This is a genomic window from Asanoa sp. NPDC050611 (genome assembly GCF_040654855.1).
Taxonomy (GTDB): domain Bacteria; phylum Actinomycetota; class Actinomycetes; order Mycobacteriales; family Micromonosporaceae; genus Asanoa.
In genome coordinates this window covers 31,849-51,257 of sequence record NZ_JBFAIU010000016.1, presented here as the reverse complement: position 1 = coordinate 51,257, position 19,409 = coordinate 31,849, and the positions used below count along the sequence as shown (strand labels likewise).

General features: G+C 71.4%; 20 protein-coding genes. 11 read left to right on the top strand and 9 right to left on the bottom strand.

What is annotated here, in order from left to right; genetic code table 11:
• Positions 1 to 112: 112 nt before the first annotated feature.
• On the bottom strand, positions 113 to 433 hold the full coding sequence (locus tag AB0H87_RS04800; protein ID WP_360139663.1) for a hypothetical protein: 321 nt from the start codon (positions 431 to 433) through the stop codon (positions 113 to 115).
• A gap of 167 nt (positions 434 to 600) precedes the next feature.
• Between AB0H87_RS04800 and AB0H87_RS04795 the strand changes: the two genes are divergently transcribed.
• Together AB0H87_RS04795 and AB0H87_RS04790 are read left to right on the top strand one after the other, a co-directional pair.
• Positions 601 to 1,635 carry an SIS domain-containing protein gene (locus AB0H87_RS04795; RefSeq protein ID WP_360139669.1) on the top strand — a complete coding sequence of 345 codons (1,035 nt, stop codon included), beginning with the start codon at positions 601 to 603 and terminating at the stop codon, positions 1,633 to 1,635.
• 20 nt (positions 1,636 to 1,655) lie between these two features.
• Entirely contained in the window at positions 1,656 to 3,158 is a 1,503-nt protein-coding gene (locus AB0H87_RS04790) for a sensor histidine kinase (RefSeq protein WP_360139660.1), read from the top strand.
• A gap of 147 nt (positions 3,159 to 3,305) precedes the next feature.
• Here the strand turns inward: AB0H87_RS04790 and AB0H87_RS04785 are convergent, their stop codons facing one another.
• Entirely contained in the window at positions 3,306 to 4,766 is a 1,461-nt protein-coding gene (locus AB0H87_RS04785; RefSeq protein ID WP_360139657.1) for a glycosyltransferase family 39 protein, read from the bottom strand.
• A 336-nt stretch (positions 4,767 to 5,102) separates the two neighbouring features.
• Between AB0H87_RS04785 and AB0H87_RS04780 the strand changes: the two genes are divergently transcribed.
• The 5 genes from AB0H87_RS04780 to AB0H87_RS04760 all read left to right on the top strand — a co-directional run bounded on the left by AB0H87_RS04780 (position 5,103) and on the right by AB0H87_RS04760 (position 9,083).
• Positions 5,103 to 6,788 carry a nitrite/sulfite reductase gene (locus AB0H87_RS04780; protein WP_360139654.1) on the top strand — a complete coding sequence of 562 codons (1,686 nt, stop codon included), beginning with the start codon at positions 5,103 to 5,105 and terminating at the stop codon, positions 6,786 to 6,788.
• Between the two features lie 73 nt (positions 6,789 to 6,861).
• The gene (locus AB0H87_RS04775; RefSeq protein ID WP_360139651.1) at positions 6,862 to 7,044 is read left to right on the top strand and encodes a hypothetical protein; all 183 of its coding nucleotides are present in this window, start codon (positions 6,862 to 6,864) and stop codon (positions 7,042 to 7,044) included.
• 4 nt (positions 7,045 to 7,048) lie between these two features.
• Positions 7,049 to 7,810, top strand: a complete 762-nt coding sequence (locus tag AB0H87_RS04770) for a phosphoadenylyl-sulfate reductase (RefSeq protein WP_360139648.1) — start codon at positions 7,049 to 7,051, stop codon at positions 7,808 to 7,810.
• Positions 7,807 to 8,619, top strand: a complete 813-nt coding sequence (locus AB0H87_RS04765) for a CbiX/SirB N-terminal domain-containing protein (RefSeq protein WP_360139645.1) — start codon at positions 7,807 to 7,809, stop codon at positions 8,617 to 8,619. The genes AB0H87_RS04770 and AB0H87_RS04765 overlap by 4 nt, the downstream gene beginning before the upstream one ends.
• A 65-nt stretch (positions 8,620 to 8,684) precedes the next feature.
• Complete coding sequence (locus AB0H87_RS04760; protein WP_360139642.1) at positions 8,685 to 9,083, top strand: FxLYD domain-containing protein; 399 nt, start codon at positions 8,685 to 8,687, stop codon at positions 9,081 to 9,083.
• 164 nt (positions 9,084 to 9,247) lie between these two features.
• Here AB0H87_RS04760 and AB0H87_RS04755 read toward each other — a convergent pair whose 3' ends face one another.
• Together AB0H87_RS04755 and AB0H87_RS04750 are read right to left on the bottom strand one after the other, a co-directional pair.
• Positions 9,248 to 9,505 (bottom strand): WhiB family transcriptional regulator, encoded by a 258-nt coding sequence (locus AB0H87_RS04755; protein ID WP_203703244.1) that lies wholly within the window; start codon positions 9,503 to 9,505, stop codon positions 9,248 to 9,250.
• A 418-nt stretch (positions 9,506 to 9,923) separates the two neighbouring features.
• The gene (locus AB0H87_RS04750; RefSeq protein WP_360139637.1) at positions 9,924 to 10,874 is read right to left on the bottom strand and encodes a diacylglycerol kinase family protein; all 951 of its coding nucleotides are present in this window, start codon (positions 10,872 to 10,874) and stop codon (positions 9,924 to 9,926) included.
• 90 nt (positions 10,875 to 10,964) lie between these two features.
• On the opposite strand from AB0H87_RS04750, the gene AB0H87_RS04745 reads away from it, so the two are divergent.
• Positions 10,965 to 11,360, top strand: a complete 396-nt coding sequence (locus AB0H87_RS04745) for a hypothetical protein (protein ID WP_360139634.1) — start codon at positions 10,965 to 10,967, stop codon at positions 11,358 to 11,360.
• Here the strand turns inward: AB0H87_RS04745 and AB0H87_RS04740 are convergent, their stop codons facing one another.
• The 3 genes from AB0H87_RS04740 to AB0H87_RS04730 form a co-directional block, all read right to left on the bottom strand.
• A complete protein-coding gene (locus AB0H87_RS04740) occupies positions 11,361 to 12,311 on the bottom strand; it encodes a zinc-binding dehydrogenase (protein WP_360139631.1) in 951 nt (316 codons plus the stop codon).
• Positions 12,312 to 12,894: 583 nt separating this feature from the next.
• On the bottom strand, positions 12,895 to 14,079 hold the full coding sequence (locus tag AB0H87_RS04735; RefSeq protein WP_360139628.1) for an NADP-dependent malic enzyme: 1,185 nt from the start codon (positions 14,077 to 14,079) through the stop codon (positions 12,895 to 12,897).
• 97 nt (positions 14,080 to 14,176) lie between these two features.
• The gene (locus tag AB0H87_RS04730) at positions 14,177 to 14,500 is read right to left on the bottom strand and encodes a S26 family signal peptidase (RefSeq protein ID WP_360139625.1); all 324 of its coding nucleotides are present in this window, start codon (positions 14,498 to 14,500) and stop codon (positions 14,177 to 14,179) included.
• An 87-nt stretch (positions 14,501 to 14,587) separates the two neighbouring features.
• Here AB0H87_RS04730 and sodN point away from each other — a divergent pair, with 87 nt between their 5' ends.
• From sodN to AB0H87_RS04715, 3 genes are all read left to right on the top strand, one after another.
• Positions 14,588 to 14,992, top strand: a complete 405-nt coding sequence (gene sodN, locus AB0H87_RS04725; RefSeq protein WP_203703238.1) for a superoxide dismutase, Ni — start codon at positions 14,588 to 14,590, stop codon at positions 14,990 to 14,992.
• Positions 14,993 to 15,089: 97 nt separating this feature from the next.
• On the top strand, positions 15,090 to 15,509 hold the full coding sequence (locus AB0H87_RS04720) for an anti-sigma regulatory factor (protein ID WP_360139622.1): 420 nt from the start codon (positions 15,090 to 15,092) through the stop codon (positions 15,507 to 15,509).
• Between the two features lie 635 nt (positions 15,510 to 16,144).
• Positions 16,145 to 17,257 (top strand): hypothetical protein, encoded by a 1,113-nt coding sequence (locus AB0H87_RS04715; protein WP_360139619.1) that lies wholly within the window; start codon positions 16,145 to 16,147, stop codon positions 17,255 to 17,257.
• A 52-nt stretch (positions 17,258 to 17,309) separates the two neighbouring features.
• On the opposite strand, the gene AB0H87_RS04710 is transcribed toward AB0H87_RS04715, so the two are convergent.
• Positions 17,310 to 18,206: a chlorophyllase gene (locus tag AB0H87_RS04710; RefSeq protein WP_360139616.1), complete on the bottom strand. Its 897-nt coding sequence runs from the start codon at positions 18,204 to 18,206 to the stop codon at positions 17,310 to 17,312.
• A 227-nt stretch (positions 18,207 to 18,433) separates the two neighbouring features.
• Positions 18,434 to 19,282 carry an alpha/beta hydrolase gene (locus AB0H87_RS04705; protein WP_360139613.1) on the bottom strand — a complete coding sequence of 283 codons (849 nt, stop codon included), beginning with the start codon at positions 19,280 to 19,282 and terminating at the stop codon, positions 18,434 to 18,436.
• Positions 19,283 to 19,409: the final 127 nt, after the last annotated feature.

Here is a 19,409-nt window from a genome sequence, read left to right as displayed (position 1 = left end):
ACCGTCCCTCCCGCCAGACCCCGCTCGCCGCGCGTCGCTGCCGGGTCCGTCGTCGGTCACGCTCTTTTCTCGTCCGGCGTGGCAGCTCCGCGGGGGGTTCAGCGGGGCGCCGCTAACGGGAGCCGATGTGCCGCGCGCGGATGTTTGTGCCTGCCGTCGGGCCGTCCCGGACCGCGGCGACGATCGCGACGGTGACGAGGCAGACCACCAGGCTGATCGTCAGTGCTGGCGCTCCGAAGAAGATGAGCGCGAGGAACGCGCTGCCGCGCGGCGACGGGGGGCAGCTTGAGCCAGGGCCCTCGCACTGTCCGTCCGGGACTGTGTCGGACTGCGTGAAGATGCCCGCGATGCAGACTCCGAGCACGACTGCGTGCCCCGCGAGCACCCAGAGTGCGTTCTTCCCCGCCTGCGGCCCCTGTCCCGTTCGTCCCATGACGCGAACGTAGTGGCGGCGAGTGTGCACGGGCGTGAGTGCGGATGCTCAGTGCACGGGAGTCTTACGCGCATGACTGATCGGTTCGTTGCGAAAACCCGGAGTTCCGTGCAGAATTGAGCAGAGAGCGCGCAGGGGAGGCACGCATGGGTACGCCTGGCACCGGTATGGCCGCCGACATCGCCGAGCAGCCGGAGGTGTTCGCCGGGTTGCTCGAGCCCGCACACGCCGACCCGATCGCCGCCGTCGCGGCGGCCATCGTCGCGCGCCGGCCGCGGCACGTCGTGTTCACGGCCCGCGGCACCTCCGACCACGCCGCGCTCTACGGCGCCTATCTCGCCGAGATCCGGCTCGGGCTGCCCGCCGGGCTGGCCTCGCCGAGTGCGGTCACGGTGTTCGGCGCCCGGCCCGACCTGTCCGACGCGCTGGTCGTGGGGGTCAGCCAGAGCGGCGGCTCGCCCGACCTGACCGAGGTCGTCAAGGTCGCCCGGGAGACGGGCGCGCTGACGCTGGCGATCACCAACAACCCCGACTCGGCGCTCGCGCAGGCCGCCGAGCTGCACGTCGACGTCGCCGCCGGGCACGAGCGGGCGGTCGCCGCGACCAAGACCTACACGGCCGAGCTGCTCGCGCTGCTCCTGCTCGTCGAGGGCATCCGCGGCGGCGACGGCCGGGTGCCCGCCGCCGAGCTGCGCGCCATCGCCGACCTGCCCGAGCTGGCCACGACGGCGCTGGCCGACCCGACCGCACCCGACCTGGCGCGGCGCTACCGGTTCGCCGCCCGGATGGTCACCACCGGCCGCGGCTACGCCTACCCGACCGCCCGCGAGGCCGCCCTCAAGCTGATGGAGACCTCCTACCTGCCGGCCCTCTCGTTCTCGGGCGCCGACCTGCTGCACGGCCCGCTCGCCCTGGCCGACCCCGACGTCCCGGTGCTGGCCGTCGTCGGCGCGGGCCCGGGCGGCGCCGCCATGCGCGAGGTGCTCACCCGCCTCGACGAGCGGCGCGCCGACGTGGTGACGGTCGGCCCGGCCGACGTCCCGGGCGCCTCCGCCCGGCTCGCCGTGCCCGAGGTCGACGAGCGCCTCGCCCCGCTGCTCGACATCCTCCCGCTCCAGCGCCTGGCCCTGGCCCTCGCCCTGGCCCGCGGCGAGAACCCCGACGCACCCCGGGGCCTGGCCAAAGTCACGAGCACGCTCTGACCCGTGGCACGCTGGTCTACGTGTCGACCCTTCGTGATCTGGTTGAGGAGCACACCGCGCTGAGGCGCGGTGACATCGACCATCTGCACCGCATCGCCGGTGAGTGGCAGCTGCTCTCCGACCTGTCCTTCGCCGACCTGCTGCTCTGGGTGCCGGTCGACGACGAGGGGGCGTTCCTCTGCGTGGCCCAGGTCCGCCCGACCACGGCGCCCACCGCCTACCAGGACGACCAGGTCGGCCGGATCGTCGGCGGGCCCGAGGTGGCTCACCTGGACATCGCGTACCGCGAAGGCCGCATCTGGCGCGAGGGCGACCCGGTCTGGTACGGCGACACCCCCGCCCGGCACGAGGCGATCCCGGTGCGGCTGCGCTCCGCGGACGGGGAGAGCGGTGCCGTGATCGCGGTGGTCGGCCGCGACACCAACCTGTCCACGGCACGGACGCCGAGCCAGCTCGAGCTCAACTACCTGACCACGGCCGACGACCTGGCCCAGATGACGTCGGACGGCACGTTCCCGCCGCGCCGGCACCCGGGCGAGACCACCTCGGCGCCGCGGGTCGGCGACGGTCTCGTCCGCCTCGACGCCAGCGGCAAGGTCACCTTCGCGAGCCCCAACGCGCAGTCCGCGTACCGCCGCCTGGGCTTCGCCGCCCATCTCGTCGGCGAGGACCTGTCCGTGCTGATCAAGCGGCTGGCCGACGACCCGCTGGAGGGCACCGACGCGGCCAACCGGGTGCTGGCCTCGTTGCGCGGCGAGGCGCCGGCGCGCAAGGAGGTCGACGCCCGCGGCGCGACCGTGCTCCACCGGGCGCTGCCGCTGATGCCTGCAGGTGTGCCGATCGGCTCGCTGGTGCTGGTCCGCGACATCACCGAGGTACGCCGCCGCGACCGCGCCCTGATCACCAAGGACGCGACCATCCGGGAGATCCACCACCGGGTCAAGAACAACCTGCAGACCGTCGCGGCGCTGCTGCGCCTGCAGGCCCGGCGGGTCGGCATCCCGGCCGCCCGGGCGGCGCTGGAGGAGTCGGTGCGGCGGGTCGCCTCGATCGCGCTGGTCCACGAGACGCTGTCGATGTCCAGCGACGAGGCGGTCGAGTTCGACGGCATCGTCGACAAGGTCGCCGGCGCCGCGACGGAGGTGGCCAGCACCGAGCTGTCGGTCCGGATGCGCCGCGAGGGCTCGTTCGGCGTGCTCCCGGCCGAGATCGCCACGTCGCTGGTCATGGTGCTCAACGAACTGCTGCTCAACGCGGCCGAGCACGGCTTCTCCGACGACGGCGCCGTGGAGCCCGAGGTGGTCGTCGCCGTGCACCGGTTCCGCAAGCAACTGCACGTCACGGTCGCCGACAACGGGCGCGGGCTGCCACCGGACTTCGACCCGGACAAGGGCGGACGCCTCGGCCTGCAGATCGTCCGCGCACTGGCGACGGGGGAGCTGCGCGGCTCGATCGAGCTACGCAACCGAGCCGAGGGCGGCACCGAAGCCGTGCTGGTCGTGCCGCTAGGCAAGGCGCGCTGATGCGTATTTGGCGGCAGAGCAAGGGCTGATGCGCATATGGCGGCAGAGCAAGCGGCTGATGCGCATATGGCGGCAGAGCAAGCAGCCGATGCGTGTATGGCGGCAGAGCAAGCGGCTGATGCGTGTATGACGGCAGAGCAAGCGGGGTCAGCGCGGCGTCAGCAGGGCGACGGTCAGGCCGGGCTCGTGCCAGACCTGGCGGGTTGCGTAGCCCGCGCGTAGCGCCGCGCCCTTCTCGCCCGGGACGGTGGCCAGCGGCTCGGCCCGGTCGCCGGTGGTCAGCAGCCACAGCCGCGGTGCGGCGGCCTGGAACAGGCAGGCGGTCGGGTCCGGGCACTCGGTGGCGCGCAGCTCACCCCGCTGCACCGCGGACTCCCACAACAGCACGTCGGTCGGTGCCCCGCTGCCCATCCCGTACGCCACCGCGACGTCGAGCATCTTCCAGCCGTCCCGCGGGTCGTAGACGATCCCGTCGCCCGGCTGCGCGTTGGCCCGGATCACCGCGACCGCGCCCGGATAGTCGACCGGCGCGGAGCGGGGCCACTCGTGGGTCCGCCGCAGCCCGGCCTGCGCCGGCGCGCCCAGCGCCGCCACCAGCAGGACCACCACCAGCCCGAACGCCAGCCGGACCCGGCGGAGCGCGAGGGCGGCCAGGACGCAGAGCGGCGGCACGGTCCCGATCAGATAGCGCGGCACCCAGTACGGACCCGCCAGGGCCGCCAGGAACAGCAGGCCGGCCGGCAGCATTACCGACAGGCCGAGCACCGCCGGCCAGCGCCCGCCCGCCAGGGCCCAGCCCAGCGCCGCCAGCACGACCAGCGCCCCACCGACCGCCGACGCCTGCAGCACGCTGCCCGGCAGGCCGAGCAGGTCGCCGAGGGCCGGCCGGGGAACCCAGTCGAGCTGCACGCCGGCCTGGCCGCGGCCGATCGCGACCAGCGGGACCAGCAGCACCGCGGCGGCGCCGACCGCGGCCGCGAAACCCGCCGCCGCCCGGCCGCGGCCGATCACCGCGACGGCGTGGCCCGCCACGACCAGCAGCGCGACCAGGTTGCACAGCCCGAGCCCGAACACCGCGAGCGCGTAGAGGACCCAGCGCACCCAGCCCGGGCGCTCCACCGCCCGGGCCAGCAGCAGCGTCGCGAGCACGGTGAACAGCACCGCGAACGCGTACCCCCGCGCCTCCTGTCCGTAGCGCGACGTCGCCGGCACGACCGCGAAGAGCGTGCCAGCGAGCAGCCCGGTGCGCCCGTCGAACAGGCGTGCGCCGAGCCTGGTGGTGACCGCGGCGGCGCCGACCATCGCGAGCAGCGACGGCAGCCGCAGTGCCAGCGGCGAGTCGCCGAACAGCCGGATCCAGCCGTGCATGAACAGGTAGTAGGGCCCGGTCACGGCGTCGATGCCGGCGAGCATGCGCCCCAGGTCCGGCAGTGGTCGGGTCGCCGCGCTCCAGGTCGCGAGCTCGTCGCGCCAGAGCGGCGCCCGGTCGAGCTGGAAGCCGGCGACGAGCAGCGTCAGCACCGCCGGCACGACCGGCGCCCACGGTCCGGTGAGGAACCGGCGCGGTCCTGCGGCCGCGGCGCGGACCCGATCGAGCTGCTGCGTCATCGGCGGCTCCCCCGGTGCGCCGCAAATGTCCCTATTGCCGGATCAGCCTAGCGTGAAGCGGGCCACACCGGGGCCCGGCATCTGAGACTGACGGCCGCAATCGAAGCGTGCTGTGGCAGCATGATGAGCGTGACTGCAACCGCCGACCGTCGCATGGTGATGCTGGGCCTCACGGTCCGTCGCCACGTCGACTACGGCCGTGTTCGCAGTGCCATGTGTCCGGCTCACTGACGACGCCCGACTCACGTCCGGGCGCGTCCGCGCCGGGCATTCTTGTGTCTTCTCCAGAAGGCGGCTCGCGCGACGCGCCAAACCGACCTTCGGAGGAACGCCGCGATGGCGGTCAGCAGCACCCCCGCCCGTTCGCCCCGCCGCGCCCGGGGCGAGGGCCAGTGGGCTCTCGGGCACCGCGAGCCGCTCAACGCCAACGAGCGCACCAAGAAGGACGACGATCCGCTCAACGTCCGGGCCCGGATCGAGAACATCTACGCGCACGGCGGCTTCGCCTCGATCGACCCCGCTGACCTGCGCGGCCGGTTCCGCTGGTGGGGTCTCTACACCCAGCGCAAGGCGGGCATCGACGGCGGCCGCACCGCGGTGCTGGAGCCGCACGAGCTCGAGGACGAGTTCTTCATGCTGCGGGTACGCGTCGACGGCGGTCAGCTGAGCCTCGCCCAGCTGCGGGTGATCGCGGAGATCTCCACCGAGTTCGGCCGCGACACCGCCGACATCACCGACCGGCAGAACATCCAGCTCCACTGGATCCGGGTCGAGGACGTGCCGGAGATCTGGCGGCGCCTCGAGGCGGTCGGCCTGCAGACCACCGAGGCCTGCGGCGACTGTCCCCGGGTGGTGCTCGGCAGCCCCGTCGCCGGCGTCTCCGCGGACGAGGTGCTCGACGCCACGCCGGCCGTCGACGCGATCGTCGACCGGTTCGTCGGCAGCAAGGAGTTCTCCAACCTGCCGCGCAAGTTCAAGTCGTCGGTGTCCTGGCTCGCCGACATGCCGTACGAGATCAACGACATCTCGTTCATCGGCGTCGAGCACCCGGACTACGGGCCGGGCTTCGACCTCTGGGTCGGCGGCGGCCTGTCCACCAACCCGATGCTGGCCCAGCGGGTCGGCGTCTGGGTGCCGCTGCACGAGGTGGCCGACGTCTGGGCCGGCGTGGTCGGGATCTTCCGTGACTACGGCTACCGCCGCCTGCGGCACCGCGCTCGGCTCAAGTTCCTCGTCGCCGACTGGGGCGTGGAGAAGTTCCGCGAGGTGCTGGAGAAGGAATACCTTGGCCGGTCGCTTGTGGACGGTCCTTCGCCGGCGTTGCCCGACAAGCCGATCGACCACATCGGCGTGCACCGGCAGCGCGACGGGCGTTACTACGTCGGCGCCGCGCCGGTCGTCGGCCGCGTGTCCGGCTCGCAGCTCGCGGCGCTGGCCGACGTCGTCGAGGCGCACGGCAGTGACCGGGTCAGCCTCACGCCGTACCAGAAGCTGCTGGTCCTCGACGTGCCCGAGGAGCGCACCGAGTCGCTGGTGACCGGGCTGCGCGGGATCGGGCTGGAGGCCCGCCCGTCCAACTGGCGGCGCGCGACGATGGCCTGCACCGGCATCGAGTACTGCAAGCTCGCGATCGTCGAGACCAAGGCCCGCGGCCAGGAGCTGGTGGAGCGCCTGGAGGAGCGGCTCGGCGACATCGACGCCGACATCACCATCAACATCAACGGCTGCCCGAACGCCTGCGCCCGCACCCAGACCGCCGACATCGGCCTCAAGGGACAGTTGGTCGTCGGCCCCGACGGTCGCCAGGTCGAAGGCTTCCAGGTGCACCTCGGCGGCGGCCTCGGGATGGCGCAGGGCCAGACCGCCGGCTTCGGCCGCAAGCTGCGCGGCCTCAAGACCACTGCCGACGAGCTGCCCGCGTACGTCGAGCGGCTGGCCCGCCGGTACCTCGACGGCCGCACCGGCCCGGACGAGGCATTCGCCCAGTGGGTGATGCGGGCCGACGAGGAGGCGCTGCGGTGAGCGAGCGAAGCGAGCGAATCAGCCAGCTCAGTGCGTCAGGCTCTTTGGCTTCCTCGCGAAGCGAGGTAGACAAATGAGCTCCGAGAACCGGGCGGCGCCCATGTACTGCCCCTACTGCGCCGAAGAGGACCTGCGCCCGCACGAGGAGGCGCACGGCGCCTGGGAGTGCCGTGGCTGCCAGCGGGTCTTCTCGGTCAAGTTCCTCGGCCTGCGCGCAGCAGGTCTCCTATCCACGGACGGGAAAGAGGTGAGGTAGCCCGATGACCACGGTTAACGGCGCTGGACTGGGGTTGGTGTCGCTCGGCGGCGCTCCCAGCCAGACCGCCGGTCGGCGTTCCGCCGACGAGCTCGAGGCCCTGGCCAAGGCGGCCGGCCGTGACCTGGAAGGCGCACCGGCGCTGGAGATCGCCCGCTGGGCGGCCGAGACGTTCGGCGCGCGGTTCGCCGTGACCAGCTCGATGGCCGACGGCGTCGTCGCCCATCTGGTCTCCCGCGTCGCGCCCGGCGTCGACGTGGTGTTCCTCGACACCGGCCTGCACTTCCCCGAGACCCTCAAGGTCCGTGACACGGTGGCCCGCACGCTGCCGGTCAACGTGCGCTCGATCCGGCCGCGGATGACCGTCGGCCAGCAGGACGGCGAGTACGGGCCGCGCCTGTTCAACCGCGCTCCCGACGAGTGCTGCTTCATGCGCAAGGTCGAGCCGCTGGAGCGGGCCCTCGGCGACTACGACGCCTGGGCCGCCGGGCTGCGCCGCGACGAGTCGCCGACCCGGGCCAACACCCCGGTCGTGGCGTTCGACGCGAAGCGTGGCAAGGTCAAGGTCAACCCGATCGCCGCCTGGAGCCAGGCGGACGTGGACGCGTACATCTCCCGCTGGAACGTCCCGGTCAACGAGCTGTTCAAGCAGGGCTACGGCTCGATCGGCTGCTGGCCCTGCACCCGGCGCACCAAGGCCGGCGAGGACCCGCGGGCCGGCCGGTGGGCGATGTTCGACAAGACGGAATGTGGCCTGCACGTATGACACCGCGCCTCTGGCAACCCGCCGCGACCGGCCCGCTGGTGCTGGTCGCGCACGGCAGTCGTGACCCGCGCGCGGCCCGCGCCAACGAGGCGCTGGTCGCGGCGGTGCGGCGGGTGGTGCCGCGCACGCCGGTGCGGCTGTCCTTCCTCGACCACGCCGGGCCGCGACCGGCCGACGTGCTGCTGGCGCTGGAAGCATCCGGCGCCGGGCGGGCGACGCTGGCGCCGCTGCTGCTGACCTCGGCCTACCACGGCCGGGTCGACATCCCGGCGGCGCTGATGGACGCCCGCGGCCGGGGGCTGCGGATGCCGGTGGCGGTCGCCGACGTGCTCGGGCCGGTCGGCGGGGTGACCCCGCCCTACCTGCTGGCGGCGCTGCGCCGGCGGCTGGCGGCGGCCTGTTCCGCCGCCGGTGTCTGGGCGCCCGGTGCCGTGCCGCTGGACGGCGTGGTGCTGGCGGCGGCGGGCACCCGCGACGACGCGGCCCGGGAGACGGTCGCGACCGTGGCGGAGAACCTCTCGACCGCGCTCGGTGGCGTGCCGTGCGAGGTGGCGTACGCCTCGGCGGCGGCGCCGACCGGTGCCGAGGCGGTCGCGTCGCTGCGGGCCCGCGGTGCACGGCACGTCGGGGTGGCGTCGTACTTCCTGGCGCCCGGCCTGCTGCACGAGACGGTCGTCACGGCGGCCCGGTCGGCGGGTGCCACCGTGGTGGCCGAGCCGCTGGGTGGCGCGCCGGAGTTGGCCCGACTCGTGCTGGCCCGCGGCCGGACCGCCCGCGAGCCCGTCTGCGACCTGGCACACGCCGCGTGAACGTGGGCAAGCCCACGTTGGAGTGATTGCGGGGTCTGCGCCGGCCGGGCGGATACCTTGCGCCCGTGACCAGCGACATGTCATCGGGGGCGACGAAGCCGCCGTTCTACACCACGGTTCCCGGAGCCGTGACCATCATCGGCCTGCTCGGTCTGGTCACGCTCTTCGTCTGGCTGGGTGACCGGGACAACAGGGCGCGTGCGGAGCAGATGTCCGTGGCGGTGAGCTCGTGCGACCTGAGCGGTCCGACGGGCAAGGTCGTCCTGGAGGTGCGCAACACCGGCCCGACCACCCGATCGGCACACATCCAGATCGAGTACCTCGACGCTGACGGCGTGCGGATCGACACCGACTCCGCGACGGCGTGGAACGTGCCCGCGGGCGGGACGGTGAAGGTGGAGGAGACGACGTCGTTGGACGCGCCGGCGCCCGGGGGGACGTGCGAGATCACCAGCGTGCGCTGATGCCTCGCGAAACCCACGGCGGACCTGGCAGCGAAGCGGTGTCCGGCGGGAGCGACGGTCGCGTTCACCGCGGACCCGGGAAGAAAGTGAATTTCAGGTGAATCGGGGTGGGGAAACGCAGGACGCCCCGGTTGCCCGGGGCGTCCTTGCGTTGGTGCTGTGGTTCAGGCGGAGTGAGCGCGCAGGACCCGCAGGCCGCCACGGCGCTTGACCGCGCGCCGCTCTTCCTCGCTCATCCCGCCCCACACGCCGGCGTCCTGACCGGACTCCAGCGCCCACTGCAGGCACTGGTCGGTCACGGAGCACCGCCGGCAGACGGCCTTGGCCTGCTCGACCTGCAACAGAGCCGGACCGGAGGTCCCGATCGGGAAGAACAGCTCCGGGTCTTCGTCGCGGCAGGCAGCATGGTGGCGCCAGTCCATGGCGGCAACACTCCTCGTTCTGCGATGGCAAACAATGCGGGTGGATCTTTATATGCGCGCGCGTTGCACTCCGTGACGGTGAGCATCCGACACGTCGGCACCACGTGGGCAGGCGACTAGCTCTGCGGAACGGCCCCGAGGCTGCTTGCTAGGTGCTCGCGGGCAACGTTCCCGTAACTCGTTTTCGCTTGTGAATACTTTCACGAACTGTCGCGATGTCAAGGGGGACGCCGCGAAAAAGTCTGAGCGGGTGAGCAAGCTCACGACCCCTTTGTCCGGTTTTCGAGCATGTGCCCGGCACCCGGATTTCGCCAGCCGCAATCAATGTAGTACGGTCCGGGCCACATTACCGGCATTTCCGGCACGTGTCACCCCTGCGGCTGCCACAATCCGCGCCCGGACACCACGTACCCGCTTCTCAGCAGATTACTCTCAGCGCTTGCGCCACGGAGGTAAATCTGACTTTTTCCCGCTCGCCGAGATAGTCACCGTCCACTTGGAACGCTTCTGGACGGCGCGCTAGCAGGGTGAATTCGTGAACGTCATGAAGATGAACGACCTGGCGGCCGTGCGGGTTCGTCCGGGGCGACAGGATCTGCGTGACTGTCCGTGTCGTACTCGCGACCGCTAGCTGACGGACGGCCAGTACGTCAAGTCCGAGGTCGAACGACGCGTCCGGATTGGGGCTTACGGGGCGATCGCCGAGATAGGTCCACGGGGTGGTGTTCTGGACGATCACCGTCGCGAGCTCATCGATCAACGTCTCGGCCGGACGCTCCAGCGCGATCGCCGGATGGCGCCGGTCGGTGGCCAGATACTCACCGAACGTAGACCGCAGATACAGCGCGGTGGTCGACACCCGCCCCCGCGATCGGGCCCGCTCGACCCGCCGGACGACCGCCGCGTCGAGCCCGAAGCCTGCACAGAAAGTGAAGTAGCGGTCGTCCGCGCGGCCGAGGCCGATCGTGCGGAACCGGCCCGCGCGCAACCCCTCGAGGATCACGCCGGTGCCCTCGATCCAGTCCTTCGGCAACCCGATGGCGCGGGCGAACACGTTCGTCGAGCCGCCCGGCACGACCGCGAGGGCCGGCAGCCGCTCGGCCGGCGTGGTGTCGCCGAGCGGCGGCAGCTCCGGCAGCGCGGACATCAGCCCGTTGACGGCCTCGTTGACCGTTCCGTCCCCACCGAGCGTGACCACGACGTCGACGCCGTGCAGGGCCGCGTCATGGACCAGCTTGACCGCGTGACCGCGCCGCCGGGTGAACTCGACCCGCAGGTCGACGGCGCTGCGCAGCGCGCGGATGAGGACGTCACGGCTGCGTTCGGAGGTCGTGGTGGCCTTCGGGTTGACCACCAGCAAGGCCCGCATGTGGCGGACTGTACCCGGCTGCAGTCACCCTCCGTGCGCCTTCTCCGCGCCCGGGAGCTGTGTCGCGCGGCACGGCGGTATCGTGGCCGCGTGTCCGAGACCGCTGCCTCGCCCGCGCCCACGACGCTGCGGGCCGCCGTGTGGCTGCTCTTCGCGCAGGCCGCCGGCATGGTCGTGCTCACCGCTTACCTGGGGTACGAGGTGCTGACCGCCGACGCGACCGACATCACGTCGGCGCTCCTGCTCACGGTGTTCGCCGCGTTCGGCGCGGTGGCGCTGTTCCTGCTCGGCCGCGCGCTCGGCCACGGCCGGGCGGGCGCCCGCGGGCCGGCGATCGTGCTGCAGCTCATGCTCTGCGCGGTCGGCTACTACATGATCCAGGGCGGCCTGGCCTGGCTTGGCGTGGTGCTGATCGCCCTGGGCCTGGGCCTGTGCGCCCTGATGATCGCGCCGGCGACCAGCCGCGCGCTGGGCGTCGACCCGTAGCTAGCGCGTGTGATCTAGCACGATCTTGCCGAAGACCTCGCCCTCGTTGAGGCGGGCGAAGGCGCGCTCGACCTCGGAGAAGCCGATCACCTCGTCGACGACCGGGCGGATCGCCTTGTCGGCGCAGAAGGACAGCAGGGCGGCGAGCTCGCCGGGGGTGCCCATGGAGCTGCCGAGGATCTCGAGCTGCATGGCGTACACCCGGCGCAGGTCGATCTTCGGCAGGTAGCCGGAGGTCGCGCCGGACACGACGATCCGGGCGCCGGGGGCGCAGCACTTGAGCGAGTGCGCGAAGGTGGCCTCGCCGACGGTCTCGATCACCACGCCGACCCGCTCGGGGAGCCGGGCGCCGGGCTCGAGCGCGGTGGCGCCGAGCGCGCCGATCCGGTCACGCTTCTTGGGGTCGCGGCTCGTGACGTAGACCCGCTTGTCCATGGCGACCGCGATCAGCGCCGCGGCGGTCGCGACGCCGCCGCCGGCACCCTGGATCAGCACGGCGTCGGTCTCCTCGACGCGGCCCTTGGTGGTCAGCATCCGGTAGGCGGTCAGCCACGCCGTCGGCAGGCACGCCGCGTCGGCCCAGTCGAGATCGGCGGGCTTGGGAACCAGGTTCTCCACGGGTACGGCGACCCGCTCGGCCAGGGTGCCGGGGAAGTGCTCGGACAGGAGCGTGTAGCCACGCGGGTCGCCGGGCGTGGTGATCACCGGGTAGACCACGACCTCCTCGCCACCGGGCGCGATCCCGGCGGCGTCGCAGCCGAGGATCATCGGCAGCTGCTGCTCGCGCAGGCCGACACCACGCAGCGACCAGAGGTCGTGGTGGTTGAGCGAACTGGTCCGCACCTCGACGGTGGTCCAGCCGTCGCGCTGCTCGGGCTCGGGCATGTCGCCGACAGCGAGCGCGGAAAGCGGGTTGGCGTCATCGAACTTCGTGGCGAAGGCAGCGCGCATGCCTAGGAATCTAGTGGGTCGGCCTGGACACCGCCCGCGCTCGACGCCCGATCCGGCCCGGCACCCCTTCCGCGGCGGCTTTGCTCTGCTTCCACATACGCACCGCAGGTCAGCGGGGGTGGTGCGCGGATGTAAGCAGAGCAAAGCCGCCGGTGGGCATGCGGCTGGGTGCCGCGGTGCGGTGCGGATCGGTCGCGGAAATGCCGTCCCGGCGTGAACCTTCGTGCGGCTGCCCGGTACCTACAAAAGTGAGGCCGGACATCAGGCTCGACGAGGTTTCGCCGCGGGTGCGGTGGGCGCGGTCGCGGGGTTGGGAGGTGGGGTGGGCTGGATCGAGGTCGGCGCTTGGCGTCCATCTGCGGGCGGGGGACGCGATTAGCCGTGTAGGGATGGGGGGTTGATCTAGGTAGCGCTCGGCGTCCAAATGAGGCCGCGGGGAGGCTCGCTGCTGGGAGACGCTTGGCTTGGGTGTGGCCTGCGGTTGGTCCTGGTGCCGCGGACGCGGCAGCGAAGCGGAGCGAGCGGTGTCCGGCGGGAGCGACGGTCGCGCCCCCGACGGACCCGGGTAAACCGCTTCTTGCTCTTACGCTCTTGCGACGCCGTCGCGGTGTGCGGCTTCGGCGACCGCCGTCGCCACCGCGGGAGCGACGCGGGGGTCGAGGGGTGACGGGACGAAGGCGTCCGGCTGCAGGTTGTCGGCGACCACGCCGGCGATCGCGTCTGCCGCTGCCACCTTCATGCCCTCCGTGATGCGCGTGGCGCGGGCCTCCAGTGCGCCGCGGAAAACGCCCGGGAAGGCCAGCACGTTGTTGATCTGGTTGGGGAAGTCGCTGCGGCCCGTCGCGACCAGGGCCGCGTGCCGTGACGCGATTTCCGGGTGCACCTCGGGCGTCGGGTTGGCCAGTGCGAAGACGATCGCGCCCGAGGCCATCGTGGCCACCGCCGACTCCGGGATCTCGCCGCCCGACACGCCGATCAGGACGTCGGCGCCTGACAGCGCCTCCGCGATGCCGCCGGCGCGGCGGTGCGGGTTGGTCAGCGCGGCCATCTCCGCCTTGGCCACCGCCGTCGGCGCCGACAGGTCCGGGCGGTCGGAGTGGAGGATGCCGCGGGAGTCGACGAGCATGACCTCCGCCGGGTTGACGCCGCCCGCGACGAGCATCTTGGTCACCGCGATGCCGGCCGCGCCCGCGCCGCTGACCACCACGCGCAGGTCGGTCAGCTTGCGCTCCAGAAGCGTCGCGGCGTTGCGCAACGCGGCGAGGACGACGATCGCCGTGCCGTGCTGGTCGTCGTGGAAGACCGGGATCGGCAACGCCTCGTCGAGCCGGCGCTCGATCTCGAAGCAGCGTGGGGCGCTGATGTCCTCGAGGTTGATGCCGCCGAACGACGGCGCCAGCGCGGTGACCGTGTCGATGATGCCGTCGATGTCCTGTGTGTCCAGGCAGATCGGCACGGCGTCGACGCCACCGAACTGCTTGAACAGCACCGCTTTGCCTTCCATCACGGGCATCGCGGCGCGTGGGCCGATGTTGCCGAGGCCCAGCACGGCGGAGCCGTCGGTGACGACGGCCACCGTGTGCGAGACCCACGTGTAGTCGTCGACCAGCGCCGGGTCGGCGGCGATCGCCTCGCAGACCCGGGCCACGCCGGGTGTGTACGCCAGCGAGAGGTCCTCGCGGCTGGTCAGCGGGACGGTCGACGTGACCGCCATCTTGCCGCCGCGGTGCAGCTGGAAGACCGGATCGTCTGTGGACTCTGCGGACATTGCAGTACTCCAAATCGCGTCGAGGTGTGAGCCGGCAGAGAGGTGCCGGCTCGACGCGAGGTCAGCGGTGACCGGCGAAGCACGCGGGGGTTGCCCGCTAACTGTCGAGCATAATCCTTGTCCGGATACGGGACGGTCGCGGCCAGTATCGGAAGAGCACGCGCCCGTGCACCTCGGCCACGCCGTACGCCCGGGAGTCGTCGGTGACGAACTCGTTGTCGCCGCGTAGCCACCAGCCGTCGGGGCGCTGCTCGACCGCGCGTTTCACGACCAGGAGGTCTGGCCGCGCGCGGAACGTGGCGACGACGACGTCGCCGGGACGGACCGGACGGCCGCCCCGCAACACCAACAGCGCGTCACCGTCACGCAAGGTGGGCGCCATCGACGGACCCCGCACCAGAGCGGCGAAAAGTGACGCCACGTACGGACCTCCGCGATGTTTCGGGGGAGCACCGGGGGTAATGTCCTCAGCGAGGATCATCGTAAGTCTTCCCTTGGAGGAGTCCTGATGCGACTTCCTAACTTCCTTACGCCGCGGACCGTGGTCAGCGCGCACTGCGACCTGCCGTGCGGCGTCTACGACCCGGCGCAGGCCCGGATCGAGGCCGAGTCGATCAAAGCGATCCAGGAGAAGTACCAGGCCAACCAGGACCCGGTCTACCGCACCCGCGCCTTGATCATCAAGGAGCAGCGGTCCGAGCTGGTCAAGCACCACCTGTGGGTGCTGTGGACCGACTACTTCAAGCCGCCGCACTTCGAGAAGTACCCGCAGCTCCACCAGCTCTTCAACGAGGCCACCAAGCTCGCGGGTGGCGCCGGCACCAAGGAGTCGGTCGACCCCGCCGACGGCGACAAGCTGCTGGCGAAGATCGACGAGATCGCGAAGATCTTCTGGGAGACCAAGCAGGCCTGACCAGGCTGTTGGCAGATAGAACCGGCCGGTGCCCCGTCGAGGGTGCCGGCCGGTGCTGTCAGCGGGTTTTCGACCAACCCGGTAGAGTCCGCAACCGGTGAGCCAGATGACGACCGACCCAGACTCCGGCGCGACGTTCGACGACGACGTCGTGCTGCTGTCCGTGCCCGCGGACGGCGGCTATCTGGGCGTGCTCCGCACGGCCACCGCCACCCTCGCGGCCCGGCTCCAGTTCGCCCTCGACGAGATCGAGGATCTCCGGATCGCCGTCGACGAGGCCTGCGCGATGCTGCTCGTGGTCGCGACCCCCGGCGCGGAGCTGGAGTGCCGGTTCTCGGTCACCGACGACGCGCTGCTGGTCGAGGTCGAGGTGCCGACCGTGCGCGGCGCGCGGCTGCCGGCGGAGAGCTCGTTCGCCTGGAAGGTGCTGACGGCGTTGACGAGCTCCGCGAGCGCCGAGGTCGAGGGCGGCCGGGCGACGATCCGGCTGATCACGCGCCGGACCGGCATCGGCTAGTTCGTGGCTGTTGCCAACCGTGTGCTGTTGCCCCCGCGGTGCCGTGGCCGACCGTGATCAACTGGGCAACCCGCCCCGGAGCTGGGCAAACGGGTCACTCTTTAGGGCTCCAGGATGCCCCAATCTCGGCTGGCGAGAAACCGGACCTTTTGGAGAGATCAAATCGGACGAATGCTGCTTATAAGCGGACCGCAATCTGCGATGTAAGCATCCGCACAGGCGTTCTTAAGGTTCGCTAAAGACTAGATCCACAACGGATTTTCTGTCCGTCTGCGCGTTCTCGTCAGGCCGGTAAAGTCGGGCCCGTTCCGCGGTGGCACCCACGGAAAGCTCTTCAAAGGAGTCAGATCTCGATGTTTTCGGCAGCCCACAAAGGCACCCGACGAGCACCGCGCACCACCGGAAGGCGTTTCGGCTTCCGGCGGCCGGGGCGCGCTCTGCTGGTGGCGCTGACCACGCTCGCTCTCGGCGCGGCAGGCGTCGGAGTGGCGGTCGCGAAGTCCGGGTCCGTCACGGTGACAAAGCCGGGCACAGTGATCGACGGGCAGACGATCAACGGTTATCTGTACGTAAAGGCAGACAACGTAACCATCCGGAATACCACGATTCGCTACGGGGGCTATCACTCTCTCCGGGTGTACGAAGGCGCCGACGGCACGCGCATTGAAGACACGAAGATCTTCTGCGAGAGCGGCAAGACCAACGGGGTCGTATTCGGCAACTACACCGCCGTACGGGTTGACCTGCAGGGATGCCGCAACGGCTTCATGTACAGCGACGCCGCTCCCGCGACGATCATCGACTCGACGTGGAACGGGCAGAAGGTCAACGTCGACGGCGGCGTAGCGGCGCCGAGCGAGCCCACCACGCCGACGACCCCGACGACGTCGCCGACCCCGACCGCGACGCCCAGCGCGACACCGACGCCCACGGCGACCGCCAAGCCGCCCGCGAAGCCGACCAAGCCGGTCGACCCGCCGCCGGCGGGCGGGGGCCAGGGTCCGGGCATCCCGAGCTCGTTCCCCGGACCGGGCAACACGGGCGTGCCGGACGGCACCGCGCTCAAGTCCTCGGGCGGGATGACCCTGTCCAAGGCGGGCCAGGTGGTCAGCGGCCTCGACATCAAGGGCTGTGTGACGGTCACCGCCAAGAACGTGACCATCCGCAACTCGAAGATCACGTGTGGCAGCAACTACTCGATCCGGGTGAGCGACGCCAGCGCCAACCTGCTCGTCGAGAACGTCACCATCGACGGCCAGGGCAAGAACTCGGCGACGGTCTGCTGCGGCGGCTACACGCTCAAGAAGGTGGAGATCTTCAACACGATCGACGGCCCGCGGCTGGGCGACAACAGCCAGGTCATCGACTCCTGGATCCACCACCTGACCCGGGCGGACGGCTCGCACAACGACGCGATGCAGACCACGGCGGGCCGCAACATCGTGGTCCGGCACAACACCATCGAGGCGTACAACCCGAACACCAAGGACCCGTTCAACGCCTGCCTGATGATCGGGTCGACGACGGGACCGAGCGTCACCAACCTGCTGTACGAGCAGAACTACTGCAACGGCGGCAACTACTCGATCGGTGTGCGCGAGGACCTCAACGCCTCGGGCATCGTGTTCCGGGACAACCTGTTCGGCCGCGACTTCCGGTACGGCGTGATCGCCCGCCCGACCCAGTCCGGCCTCAGCTGGCAGAACAGCACGAACCTGTTCGCCGACAACCGCAAGCCGGTCAGGTAGCGGCTTTCCAGCGCGCGCGGCGGGGTCCACATCGGACCCCGCCGTTCCGCGCCTACAGGCGGTCGTCGAGCGTGGCCACGTCGTCGCTCGCGGCGGCGGTGGGGATCCGGGACCTGGCCTTCGGGTCGCCGTAGAGCGTGAAGCGCAGGAACTCGGTGGTCGTCCCGGCGAGGACCTGGAACGAGGCGCCGCCGTCCCGCAGCAGGGTGGTGCCGTGGTCGCCCTTGGGGAAGGACAGGAAGGCCTTGGGCCAGGGCACGGCGTCGTACGCGGCCTTGCCGGAGGCGTAGGAGACGGTCTCGTCGCGCTCACCGTGCACGAAGAGCATGGGCGCGGCCGCACCCCGGTAGCCCGTGCCGGCACCGAGCGCGCTCCCGGAGAGCACGATCCCGGCGTCGAGCCGCACGTCACGGGCAAGCGTGAACAGCCCGACGGTGGTGATCCCACCGGCCGAGTGCCCGGCTGCCGCGACCCGGTCGGTGGCGAGTTGGCCGAAGAACCGGTCACCCCGTTTCCCGTCGAGGGCGAGCACCCTTCCGATCACGTACGAGGCGTCGGCGGGCTGGTTGACGACGTCGAGCACGTCGTAGTCGCTGGCGTCGCCGTTGGTGTGCGGATAAGCGGGCGCGGCCACGACGAACCCGGCGGCCGCCCATTTCTCCAACAAGGGTGCGTAGTCGGCCGGCCGCCCACCGAGCCCGTGACTGAACAACACGACCGGGAAACGCCCGGCGCCCTGCGGGTAGTAGACGGTGGTCTCGAGCGTGCGCCCTTGCCGGGTGAACGCCATCTCCCGCACCGCCACCTCGAAGCTCCTGGCGGGCGCGGTCCCGGCCACCTTCGGCGCTGCGGCGGCCGTGCTGCTCGGCGCGGGGGCGGGCGTGCGGAAGGCCGGAGCCTGCGGCGCCGCCGTGATGCCGCATCCCGCGACCAGCGCCGCCCCACACATGCTCAGAGCGACCAGGCCGGCCCGCCACCCCCGCCGGCGGGACCCCGCCGCCACGATGGTGTGCCGGGTTGACGGAGCGGGACCCGCCGCGGACCTGGCAGCGACGCGGAGCGAGCGGTGTCCGGCGGGAGCGATGGTCGCGCCCACTGCGGACCCGGGCAAGCCGATCAAGAACCAACGACGGCCTGCACCGAACCGTTTCGAGCGACCCGACGAGGAGTCCCGCCTCATCCGCACAGGGACTTGTCGGGGCCGAACGCGCTGCGCAGGGGGCCCGGGGCGCAGCGGGCGTGCTTGTCGCCGTCGAGGCGCCAGCGTAGGAAGTCCGTGGTCGACGTCATGACCTCATTGAACCCGGCCCGGCCCGGGCTCAGGTAGGAACCGTGGTTGAGGCCGTGCAGCGTCAGGAAGCCCTTGTCCCACGGGACGCGCGCGTAGACCGACCGGCCCGTGCTGTAGGGGACCGTCGGGTCAGCGTCGCCGTGGATGAAGAGCATCGCGGCCGGTGGGCCGCCGAACTCGAAGCGTGGGCGGGCGCCGGCGATCACGATCGCGCCGCGCAGGCGGGCCGAGTGCCCGCGGGTGAACATCGCGGCCGCCGTGTACGCGCCGCCGGAATGGCCCGCCGCCACCACGTCGCTCGTGTCGAGGTGGCCGGCGAACAGGTCGCCCGGCGTGCCGTCGAGGCGGCTCACCCCCGTGACCACCGCCCACGCGTCGGCGGGCTGGTTGACCAGGTCGTTGCGCGTGTAGCCGGGGGCGTTCTTCCTGGTGTACGGGTACGCCGGCGCGATCACCACGAAGCCGGCGGCCGCCCAGCGGGTGGTCATCTGCACGTGGTCCTCCGGCCGGCTCTGCAGGCCGTGGCTGAAGATCACCAGCGGGAACCGGCCGGCGGCGACCTCCGCGTCGCGGGCGACCGTGCCGGTGCCCGGGTGGCCGGCGGAGGGGCCGGCCGGGTACCAGACCGTCGTCGGCAGCGGGCGGCCCGGGCCGCGGTCGAAGGCCAGGATCCGGACGCCGACCGGGTACGCACCGGGAGCGGCCGCGGACGTGTCGCCCGGTGCGGCGGCCACCGATGGGACAAAAGCGGAGATTGCGAATAGGAGCAGCAAGGCGAGTAATGCGAGCACTGATCGCCTTCCCCCCATGAGCACACGGTAAGTGCTGTGAACCGGACAGACGTCAGCCTTTCTGGTGTTT